The 10,719-nt window shown below is 73.6% G+C and carries 6 protein-coding genes; 2 read left to right on the top strand and 4 right to left on the bottom strand.

Annotated features, from left to right (window positions below):
• Nucleotides 1-19 precede the first annotated feature (19 nt).
• Together fusA and ACA514_RS29455 are read right to left on the bottom strand one after the other, a co-directional pair.
• On the bottom strand, nucleotides 20-2,041 hold the full coding sequence (gene fusA / locus ACA514_RS29460; RefSeq protein ID WP_375044507.1) for an elongation factor G: 2,022 nt from the start codon (nucleotides 2,039-2,041) through the stop codon (nucleotides 20-22).
• A gap of 126 nt (nucleotides 2,042-2,167) precedes the next feature.
• Nucleotides 2,168-2,992, bottom strand: a complete 825-nt coding sequence (locus ACA514_RS29455; protein ID WP_375044506.1) for a hypothetical protein — start codon at nucleotides 2,990-2,992, stop codon at nucleotides 2,168-2,170.
• 187 nt (nucleotides 2,993-3,179) lie between these two features.
• On the opposite strand from ACA514_RS29455, the gene ACA514_RS29450 reads away from it, so the two are divergent.
• Nucleotides 3,180-4,460: a phosphodiester glycosidase family protein gene (locus tag ACA514_RS29450; protein ID WP_375044505.1), complete on the top strand. Its 1,281-nt coding sequence runs from the start codon at nucleotides 3,180-3,182 to the stop codon at nucleotides 4,458-4,460.
• Nucleotides 4,461-4,508: 48 nt separating this feature from the next.
• Here ACA514_RS29450 and ACA514_RS29445 read toward each other — a convergent pair whose 3' ends face one another.
• The gene (locus ACA514_RS29445; RefSeq protein ID WP_375044504.1) at nucleotides 4,509-5,591 is read right to left on the bottom strand and encodes an aromatic acid exporter family protein; all 1,083 of its coding nucleotides are present in this window, start codon (nucleotides 5,589-5,591) and stop codon (nucleotides 4,509-4,511) included.
• Between the two features lie 305 nt (nucleotides 5,592-5,896).
• Between ACA514_RS29445 and ACA514_RS29440 the strand changes: the two genes are divergently transcribed.
• Nucleotides 5,897-6,799, top strand: coding sequence for an alpha/beta hydrolase (locus ACA514_RS29440; protein ID WP_375044503.1), 903 nt, complete (start codon nucleotides 5,897-5,899; stop codon nucleotides 6,797-6,799).
• Here ACA514_RS29440 and fxsT read toward each other — a convergent pair.
• A complete protein-coding gene (gene fxsT / locus ACA514_RS29435) occupies nucleotides 6,785-10,708 on the bottom strand; it encodes an FxSxx-COOH system tetratricopeptide repeat protein (RefSeq protein ID WP_375044502.1) in 3,924 nt (1,307 codons plus the stop codon). The two genes, ACA514_RS29440 and fxsT, sit on opposite strands and share 15 nt — an antisense overlap.
• Between the last annotated feature and the right edge of the window lie 11 nt (nucleotides 10,709-10,719).

Raw genomic sequence — 10,719 nt, 5'->3', positions numbered from 1 at the left:
TGGGGCCCCCGGCCGGGGGTCAGGTGGCCTGGGCGGCCACCGCGGGCGGGACTTCGGCGTACGAGTCGAACTGCATGGTGTACACCGCGCGCCCCGAGGTGGCGCCGCGGAGGTGGCCGACGTAGCCGAACATCTCCGCGAGCGGGACCAGGGCGCGGACGACCTCGGCGCCGCCCTGCGGGCGGGTGCCCTCGACCCGGCCGCGGCGGGCGTTGAGGTCGCCGATGACCGCGCCCATGTGCTCGGCGGGCGTGGTGACCTCGACGGCCATCACGGGTTCGAGCAGCGCGGGCGACGCGCGGCGGACCGCCTCCTTGAAGGCCAGCGAACCGGCGATCTTGAAGGCGAGCTCGGACGAGTCGACCGGGTGGTGGTCGCCGTCCAGCAGGGTGACGCGCACGCCCGTCATCTCGTGGCCGGCCAGCGGACCGGTCCGCATGGCCTCCTGGCAGCCGGCGTCCACGGACGGCACGAAATGCCGCGGGACGCGGCCGCCGGTCACCTCGTTGACGAACTCATAATGCTCCTCGATCGGCTCGACGGAGATCTGGACCTTCGCGAACTGCCCCTTTCCGCCGGTCTGCTTCTTGTGGGTCACCTCGACCTTCGAGGCGGCCCGGCGAATGGTCTCCCGGTAGGCGACGCGGGGCCGGCCGACATTGGCGTCGACCCCGTGGTCGTCCTTCATGCGGGTGGTGAGGATCTCCAGGTGGAGCTCTCCCATTCCGCCGATGACGGTCTGGCCGGTCTCCGGGTCGGCGTGCACCTGGAAGGACGGGTCCTCCTCGGCGAGCCGCTGGATCGCGGCGGCCAGCTTCTCCTGGTCGCCCTTGGAGCGCGGTTCGATCGCGACCTCGATGACCGGGGACGGGAAGTCCATGGACTCGAGGACGACGGGGTGCGCGGGGTCGCAGAGCGTCTCGCCGGTCGTGGTCCGCTTGAGGCCCATGACCGCGACGATGTCGCCCGCGCCCGCCGACGCGATCTCCTCGCGGCTGTTCGCGTGGACGCGGTAGATCTTGCTGATCCGTTCCCTTCCGTTCGTGACGCTGTTCAGCACCGGGGTGCCGGTCTCCAGGCGGCCGGAGTAGATCCGGACGAACGTGAGCCGGCCGAGGTGCCGGTCGGTCATGATCTTGAAGGCGAGGGCGGACAGCGGGGCGCGGTCGGACGCGGCGTGCGGGCCGTCCTCGACGTCCAGCGGCGAGGGCAGGTACCGCGCGATCGCGTCCAGCAGCGGCTGGACGCCCTTGTTCTTGTAGGCGCTGCCGCACAGCACCGGGGTCGCGGCGGACGCGACGGTGAGCCGGCGGATCGCCTCGTGCAGCCGCTCGGCCGGCGGTTCGGCGCCGTCCACGTACAGCCGCATGATCGCCTCGTCGTGCTCGGCGAGCGTCTCGACGAGCCGGGCCCGCGCCTGCCGCGCGCCGGCCGCGAGGGCGGGCGGGACGGGCCGGACGTCCGGTTCGCCGCCGCCGGTCCAGACGAGCGCGCGCTCCTCGACGAGGTCGACGACGCCGGTGAAGCCGGATTCGGCGCCGATCGGCAGCTGCAGGACGAGCGGGACCGCGCCGAGCCGGTCGGCGATCATGTCGACGCAGCGGCCGAAGTCGGCGCCCGCGCGGTCGAGCTTGTTGACGAAGCAGACGCGCGGGACGCCGTACCGGTCGGCCTGGCGCCACACGGTCTCGGACTGCGGCTCGACGCCGGCGACGCCGTCGAACACGGCGACGGCGCCGTCGAGCACGCGCAGGCAGCGTTCGACTTCAATGGTGAAGTCGACGTGGCCCGGCGTGTCGATCAGGTTGATCGTGTGGCCTTGCCAATGGCAGGTCGTGGCGGCGGAGGTGATGGTGATTCCGCGTTTGCGTTCCTGGTCCGTCCAGTCGAGGGCGGTATTGCCGTCGTGCACTTCTCCGATGCGGTGCGAGACGCCGGTGAAGTAGAGAATGCGTTCGGCGGTGGTGGTCTTGCCGGCGTCGATGTGCGCCATGATCCCGATGTTGCGAACGGTCGTCAGGTCTAGGAAGGTCGCGGTCATCGGGAATCACTCCTTTTCTGGCTCTCGCCGGTGCGGCCGCGGGACGGTTCCGCGGCCACGCGACGATAACCGGCGGCCCGGAATCGGCGCCAAGGGTTTTCCGGTTCCGGGTCCGCCGCGGAGTGTTCAGCGGGAGGGGTTCAGCAGTCCCGCGTCGACCACGGCGCGGCCGAAGGGGCGGGCGAGTTCGGCGAGGCGTTCGCAGCCGGCCTCGCCGAGGGCGGTGTAGGCGGGCAGGGCGAGTTCGTCGGTGCGGTCCTCGATGCGCTGCCGGAACGCCTTTCCCTCGGTGCTGAGCTCGTCGCCTTCGAGCAGGCCGCGGGCGCGGAGCGCGTCCTCGGCGGCGGCCCATTCGGCGGCGGGCCAGGCGCGGGTGGCCTTGAGGAAGGGCGTCGGGACGGTGCCGGTGCCGGCGTGCAGGACGAGGGCTTCGAGCGGGGCGACGCCCGCGTCGGTCAGCGCGGCCACGTGCCCGTCGCCGCGGAACTCGCGCAGCAGCGTCTGGGCGTGCCAGAGCCGTTCGATCGGCTCGTCCGGCCAGGGAAGCGCGGCGTGCGCGGCGAACAGGGGGCGGCCGTGCAGGTGCTCGCAGGCGGCCTCGGCGGCGCGGGTGGCGAGGCCGAGGGTCTCTTCGAGGCCGTCGACCCGGTCGACGCGGCCGCGGCGCAGCGCGGCGCCGGCCGCCTCCAGCCGCGCGGCGAGCATCCGTTCCGGCGTCGTCCGGTCCCAGGCGGCGGGCAGGTGGCGGCGGACGAGGCGGGGGTCGAAGTTGTAGAACGCGGCGATCACCAGTTCGGCGGACGCCCGGCCGAAGGCGGCGGAGCGGGAGGCGAAGTAGCCGGCCGCCGCGTCCAGTCCGAGCGCGGCGTAGCGCTCGGGTGCCTCCGGCACGAAGTAGATCATGCCGTGCACCGGCTCCAGCCGGCGCCATGCCTCGCGCGCTGCCCGCATCGTCCGCTCCTTGATTACCGACCAGTAGGTATCCGAACGTAATTCGGTTCACGTCCGCCCGTCAATCCCCCGCAAGCCGGACGGCCCAGGTAGATCGTTGACCAAAGTTCGCACCGGCAGCACCAACGGTTCACCCCCGCCGCGCCATGATCATCGAGCTGTCCTCCAGAGAAGGGTGTGACCGGGGATGAGAAAGTGGACGGCCGCGATCGCGGCGGCGGGCGCGCTGGCCGTGCTCGGGGGAACGCTTCCGGCGGGCGCCGCGCCGGCACCCCCGGCGGGGGACGGCCCCGGCTCGGGCGAGCGGCCCGCCGCGCGCGCGATGGCACCGCGCTCGACGACGGTCGCGGCGCTGCGCTACACGTCCGCCGCGCGGCTCTCGCCCGGCGTCGTGGCGCGCACGTTCGAGACGTCCGGGATCGGGGGGAAGGCGGTCGGCGACCTGCTCGACGTGGACCTGCGCGCCCCGCACGTTCGGGTCGGCCTCCTGCACCCGGGCGCGATCGCCCAGCGCGCGACGGTGTCGGACATGGCCAACGCCCAGCACGCGCTCGCGGGCGTCAACGGCGACTTCTTCAACATCAGCGAGACGCACGCTGGGGTCCAGCCGACCGGGTCGTCGTCCGGGCCGGAGGTGGACGGCGGCCGGGCGCTGAAGGCGGCGGTGCCGGACGGGCAGCGGTTCGGGCCGGCGCTGCCGCCCGGGACGTCCGCCCGCGACGTCATCGGCGTCGGCGCCGACCGGCGCGGGCACGTCGCGAGCCTGCGGCTGGCCGGGACGGTCCGGTCCCGGCTGGGGACGCTCAAGCTGGGCGGGCTGAACCAGTACGCGGTGCCGGTCGGCGGCGTCGGCGCGTTCACCGCCGCGTGGGGCACGGTGTCGCGGCAGCGCGCGGTGTGCGGGACGGACGAGGTCCGCACCGCCCCGTGCAGCACCGACACGGCGGAGGTGGCGGTGCGGCGCGGCGTCGTCACGAACGTGTCGGACGCGGTGGGCGGCGGCGCGATCCCTGCGGGCACGACGGTCCTCGTCGGCCGCGACCAGGGCGCGGACGCGCTGCGGAAGCTGCGCAAGGGCGACCGGGTGAGCGTCCGCTACCGGCTGGCCGGCAAAACGCGGTTCCGGTTCGCGATCGGCGGGTTCCCGATCCTGCGCGGCGGCGCGGCGCTGGACGGCCTGGACGCGGCGGGCCCCGCGCCGCGCACCGCCGCCGGGGTGAGCCGCGACGGCCGCCACCTCTACCTGGCCGTGGTGGACGGCCGGTCGGAGACGAGCGGCGGGCTCACGGTCGCGGAGCTGGCGTCGCTGCTCGCGCGGGCCGGCGCGTCCGACGGGGTGAACCTCGACGGCGGCGGCTCGTCCGCGTTCGTCGCGCGCGGGCCCGGCGAGCCGGCGGCGACCGTGCGGAACGTCCCGTCGGACGGGAGCGAGCGCGCCGTGGCGAACGGCATCGGCGTGTTCTCCTGAGTCACCGGAGCCGCGGCTCGTCCGGGCCGCGGCTCACCGGGGCGCGGCTCACCGGGGCGGGCGCGGGCACAGGTCGTCCAGCACGAGGCGGCTGAGCCGCAGGACCTCCTTGTGCGGGTCCCACAGGCCCGGCGCGTCCGTGCCCGGCCCGTCGTAGGGGCGTTCCAGCTGCGCCTGCAGGCGTTCGGCGGCCGCCATCGCCGGCTCGCCGGGCGCCTCGGGCAGCGGCCGGACGAGGTCCGAGAGCGTGCCGAGCATGCGCGCGTAGTCGTTCCGGAACGCCTCGGAGAACCGCAGTTCCGGCGTTTCGGCGGCCATCGCCTCGTCGTAGGTGGCGGCGATCGACCGCAGGTACGTCGTCACCTGCTCCAGGGTGTTCATCAGGCGGGTCGCGGGCCAGCGCTCCGGCTCGTCGCGCCAGCGCAGCCTGTAGCCGCGCAGCTTCGCGCGCGGGTTGGCGCGCATGCTGTCGCGGCCCTGCTCGTAGGCGTGCCGCGCCTGCTCCTGGACGCCCCGCAGCCGCTCGTCCGCCTCGTCCCAGCCGGCGCGGCCGTCCCCGGGGCCGGTGACGGCGCCGGCGAGCGCGTCCATCGCCTCCGCGAGAGCGTCCCGCAGCCGGTCCGCGGCGTACTCGGCGCGGCGCAGGTAGAGCGGCGGGAACACCAGCGCGTTGACGGCGAGGCCCACGGCGAGGCCGACCGCGACGTCCGCGAGCCGCGGCAGCGTGTACTCCACGGCCTGGTGGCCGCCGAGCAGCAGGGCGAACAGCGCGGTGAAGGCGACCTGCGACGCCTGCCCGCCGAGCCGCCGCCACCCGGACGCCATCATGGCGAAGACGAGCACGACGGCGATCCCGAGCACGTTCGGGCCGATCCAGATGCCGACCGGTATCGCCAGTGCGGCGCCGATGACGAACCCGGCGGCGTAGGCGAGGCTCTCCCGGACGGACCGGACGACCGACGGGTACACCCCGAGCAGCGCGGCGAGGGGCGCGAAGTACGGCGCGGAGTGCCCGACGGGGTACCGCGCGACCAGCCAGGCGATGACCGCCGCGACGACCGCCTTCGCGGTGAGCTTCAGCCGCTCCTGCCAGTACCGCCATCCGGCCCAGGGCAGGAGGTACCGGCGCATTCCGGTGATCCGCACCGCTGTCCGATTCCCGATGATCGCCGGTCGAATCGCTGAGCGCCGCCGCCGGACGGTGGCGCCGCCCACACACCCCCGACCAGCCGGCCTCGACCCGGGCGGCGCCTCCGCCCACCGCATTCGAAATGCCGTCAAGGAATGGCGAATAACCCCCCGAACGGAAGCCATAATCACGACTCGGCACGCCCTGCCGGGCCGGAATGCGGCAACGGGGGTTGACTTCGCCGCGGCAACTCGGTTAGAAGCGAATAAGGGATTCCTTTCGGGTGGAGCCGGGACGGAGGACGGTCTTGACGAGGGTCGTGCCGGCGGCGGACGGGCGGGGGCTCGCCGTGGAGGAGTGGGGCGAGCCGGCGGGCCGCCCGGTCTTTCTCCTGCATGGCACGCCCGGCAGCAGGCTCGGCCCCATTCCCCGCCCCATGGTGCTCTACCAGCTGGGCATCCGGCTCATCACCTTCGATCGGCCGGGATATGGCCGCTCGGACCGCCGCATCGGACGCGCGGTCGCCGATGTCGCCGACGATGTGCGGCGAATAGCGAACGCCCTGGAATTGCGGGAATTCGCCGTCCTCGGCCGGTCCGGGGGCGGCCCGCACGCGCTCGCCTGCGCGGCGCTGCTGCCCGGCCGGGCCAGCCGGGTCGCGGCGCTGGTGGGGCTCGCGCCCGCGCAGGCGGAGGGGCTCGACTGGTTCGAGGGGATGGCGGCCTCCAACACCCGCGAGTACCTCGCCGTCCGGCGGCAGGGCCCGCTCGTGTCGGCCCGGCTGCGGTCGGTCGCCGACCGGATCCGCGCCGACCCGGCGCAGTACGTCGCCGACCTGTCCGCCGAGCTGACGCAGTCCGACCGCCGCGTGGTGTCCGACGCGGGGATGCGCAGGATGCTGCGGGAGACGTTCGCCGAGGCGTTCCGCACGTCCGCGGACGGCTGGATCGACGACCTGCTCGCGTTCTGCGCGCCGTGGGGGTTCGAACTCGGCGACATCGTGGTGCCGACGATGCTGTGGCACGGCGCCAACGACACCTTCTCCCCCGCCGGGCACTCCCGGTGGCTCGCCGACCGCATCCCGACCTCCACCGTGGTCGTGCAGCCGGGGTCGGCGCACTTCGGGGCGTTCGACGTGCTCCCCGACGTGCTGACCTGGCTCGTCGAGCCGGACGGCGCGCCGGGCGCCCGCGCGTCACAGCGGCTGTAGCTCGAGGTCGCGGTTGATCCGGACGCCGGCCCGCACGTCGGAGATCAGCGGGTGCGGGTGGTCCACGGCGAGGACGAGCAGCCCCGCGCAGGCCCGGTCGCGCAGCTCCTGGGCCTCGGAGGTGCGGCCCATCGCGTCGAGGGTGACCGCCAGGTTGGCCCGGCAGGCGTTGGTGTCGGGGTGGTCGTCGCCGAGCACCGCGACCAGCCGGCCGAGCACGTCCCGCTCCAGGTCGTGGGCCCGCCCGGGGTCGCCGTCGTCGGCCAGGCAGTTCGCCGAGTTGAGCACGGCGGACAGCACGTACGGGTGGTCGTCGCCGAGCAGCCCGGCGAGCCGGACGGCGACGTCGCCGGCCAGCGCGCGCGCCTCCCGCACGTCGCCGGCGCCGCGCAGGTAGCAGGCCAGGTTGTTGCCGATCATGACGGTGTACGGGTGGTCCGGGCCCATCTGCTCGGTGTGCTTGGCGAGGACCGTCCGGGTGCGGTCGCGGGCGCCGATCTTGTCGCCGAGCGCGGACGTGCACGCCGCGACCTCCAGGTCGGCGGGCAGCGTGTCCGGCGAGTCCGGGAAGTACCGCTGGTAGCGGGCGAAGGTCTCCTCCGCCAGCGTCAGCGCCTCCTCGCGGTGCCCGGCCCGCCGCAGCGACACCGCGAGGCTCTTGCCGGTGCGCAGCGTGTCCAGGATCTGGTCGCCGAGGACGTCGAGGTAGCGCCGGTACACATCGCGCAGGATGGTGACCGACTCGTCGAACCGGCCGAGTTCGCGCAGGTCGCGGGCCAGATTGGCCTCCGAGAACAGCGTGTACGGGTGGTTCTCGCCGAGCGCGGGCGAGGCCCGCCGCTGCGCCAGCGTCTCCTCGTCGTAGCGGCGGGCGCTCTCCGGGTCGCCGGTCAGCCGGTAGTCGACCGCCAGGTTGTGGGCGATCATCAGCGTCCGCGGATGGTCCTCGCCCCAGGGGACGGCCGCCTTCTCGTAGGTGAGCAGGTCCCGCTCCAGGGCCTCCTGGAACTTGCCCATCGCCCGCAGGTCCGCCGCCAGGTTCCCGGCGGTGATCAGGGTGTGCGGGTGCGCCGGGCCGATCGTCGGCGACTTCTCCTGCCGCTCCATGACGTCCAGGTCCAGCTCGTGGGCCTCCGCGTAGGCGCCCTGGGAGCGCAGCACGTTGGCGATCTGCGACTGCAGGAACAGCCACTGCCAGTGGTCGCGGCCGAGCTTGCCGCTCCACTCGGCGGTCAGCTCCCGCCCGGCCGCCATCGCGCTCTCGAAGCTGCCGCGCTTCCACTGGTAGCGGACGAGGTCGGTGAGCATCTGCCGGGTCTCCTCGTCGTCGCACTGGGCCGCCGCGGACGGCCGGACGTGCGGCAGGATCTCCTCCAGCGCCGGCCAGTTCACCGGGTCGTCGGTGTCGCCGTGCTTGGGCCGCGCGCCGAGCAGGATCTTGTGCACGTCGTGGCAGGTCGTCTCGGTCGCCGGCGGCTCCATGCCGTGCCGGATCACCGCCTGCACCAGCGGGTGCACCTGGATGGAGTTGTTGCCCTGGTCGACCTTCGCCAGCGCGAACCGGCTGATCTCCCGGACGTGCTTGCCGAGGACGAGCTTGTCGCGCAGCGTCTCGTCGTAGGGGGCGAGGACGCCGGCGGTCTCGTCGCTGTAGATCAGGTCGAGCGAGATCGGCTCGGAGGAGAAGAACGCCAGCAGCTCCAGCAGCCGCGCCGCCGCCGGCGAGGCGTCCCGCAGCTGCCGGAAGGTGACGTTCCAGGTCAGCGCGACCGGCTGCGGGAAGGTCTCGGTGCTGAGCGCGAGCGTGGAGGCCGTCTCGTTCTCCAGCGCCTGCAGGTACTCGCCCGCCGGCATGAACGTCGACGCCAGCCACGCCGCGGCCTGCTCGATCGCCAGCGGCAGGTAGCCGAGCGCCTTGCCGATCTTGCGGGCGTTGTCCTCGGAGATCTCCCCGACCCGGCGGACCAGGTGCGCGGCCGCCTCGTCCTCGGTGAACACGTCCACCGCCAGCGGCGCGGCGAGCTGGCTCCAGGCCGGGTCGCGGGAGGTGATGAGCACGTGCCCGTCGCCGCCCGGCAGGTAGGGCTCCAGCTCCCGCGGGTTGTCGGCGTTGTCGAAGACGAGCAGCCAGCGCGCGGTCGGCTCGCCGCGCCGCAGCGCCTCCAGCGCGGCGTTGGCGGCGTCGGTGATGTTCTCGCCGACGCGCAGGTTGATCTGCTTGGCGAGGTCCGCCAGCGCCCGCCGGATCGAGTCGGGCTGCTGCGCGCTGATCCACCACACCAGGTCGTAGTCGGCCTTGAAGCGGTGCGCGTACTCCAGCGCGACCTGCGTCTTGCCGACGCCGCCGAGGCCGTGCAGCGCCTGCGGCAGGACGACCCGCTGCGTCGGGCCGAGGAGCTGGTCGCGCAGCTGCTCCAGCAGCCGGCCGCGGCCGGTGAACACCGCGTTGCGGCGGTCGACGTTCCAGACCGGCGGCGCGGTGCGGGCCGCGCCGGGGAAGCGCGGCCCGACCCGGGAGTGCTCGGGTACCTGCTCCATCGCCTGCCCGGGGCGGCCGAGCGCGCGGACGAGCCGGTCGGCGCCCTCGCGCTCGCCGAGGCCGGTCAGGTCGATCGGCACCGGGCCGTTGAACGCCATGCTGAGCGGCGCGTCCAGCACCCGTACGGCGGTCAGGCGGCGCTGCGGGGCGGCGGTGCGGCCGGCCAGCGAGTCCCAGGCGCGCTGCGCCCGTGGCGACGCCGCGTAGGCGGGCGAGATCAGCACGATCGTGTGGCCGGCGCCGTCGGGCTGCTCGCCCTCCGGCCCGGCGGCGTCCACGCTGCGGGTCAGCACCCGGAACCCGGCGCGGCCGAGGACCAGGCTCATCCAGTCGACCCACGGCCGGTCCTCGGACATGTAGCTGATCAGCACGTCGGTGACCTCGGACGGCCCGCGCCGCGCGAACCGCTCGAGGGTGCTGAGCCGCAGCTCCTCGGGGACGGGCCGGTACCCGCTGACGCGCCCCTCGGTGATCTCGCCGGTCAGCCGCTCGAACGCGGCGAGCATCGAGTTCGGGGAGCCCGGCGAGTCGCCGAAGGTCGCGAGGGTCTCCTCGAAGGCGTAGTACGGCCGGTACGGGATCTCCACCGACAGCCAGTACCGGTTCGCGTCCTGCCGGCTCATGCCCCGCGGGAACCGGTCGAAGCAGGCGCGGGCGTAGGCGCGCCCGGCCTCCACCTTCGCGTTCTCCCCGAAGTCGATCCGCATCGGCACCGGCAGGATGCGGATGCCGCGCTCGCGGTACCGCTCGTCGATGTGCGCGGCGATCGCGGCGGCGCCGTCGATGCTCTGGTCGCTGAGCGTGAAGCAGTCGACGAGGACGTCCGGGAAGTGCACCGTGCAGATGTCGGCGATGTCGCTCAGCCCGGTGCGGCTGTCGATGAGGATGTAGTCGTAATGGCGGCGCATGTCGGCGCGCAGCGCGTCGAAGAACTGCCCGCCGCCGAGCCGGTCGTAGAAGTTGTCCCAGTCCATGCTGGTGATGAGGGACGAGTAGTCGCGGTTCTGCCGGCCCGCCGACACGAAGTCGAGCGTCCCCTCGCCCGGGAACTCCCAGTCCAGCGTGACGGCGTGCCGCAGGATCCGGGCGTACTCCAGATGCCAGTCGCGCTCGTCGTTCTCGTGCTTGGTCGTCGCCGCCCACGCGTAGTCGGTGAGCAGTTCGATGACGCCGGGCGTGGCCGACACGACGTTCTGGTCCAGGAACGGATGGAAGAACTTGTGCAGCCCCGGCGACTCCAGGTCCCAGTCGACGACCAGCACCTTGTGCCCCGCCATGGCCATGATCCAGGCGACGTTGGCGAGCGCGGTGGTGCGTCCGGTACCGCCCTTGTAGGAGTAGAAGGTGACGATGGTGCCGTCGTCCGTCATGGTCCTCTCCT

The sequence above is a fragment of the Actinomadura sp. NTSP31 genome (genome assembly GCF_041951385.1).
Lineage (GTDB): Bacteria > Actinomycetota > Actinomycetes > Streptosporangiales > Streptosporangiaceae > Spirillospora > Spirillospora napierensis.
Note: the sequence above shows the minus strand (reverse complement) of the source record. Positions and strands in the feature narration are given on the sequence as shown.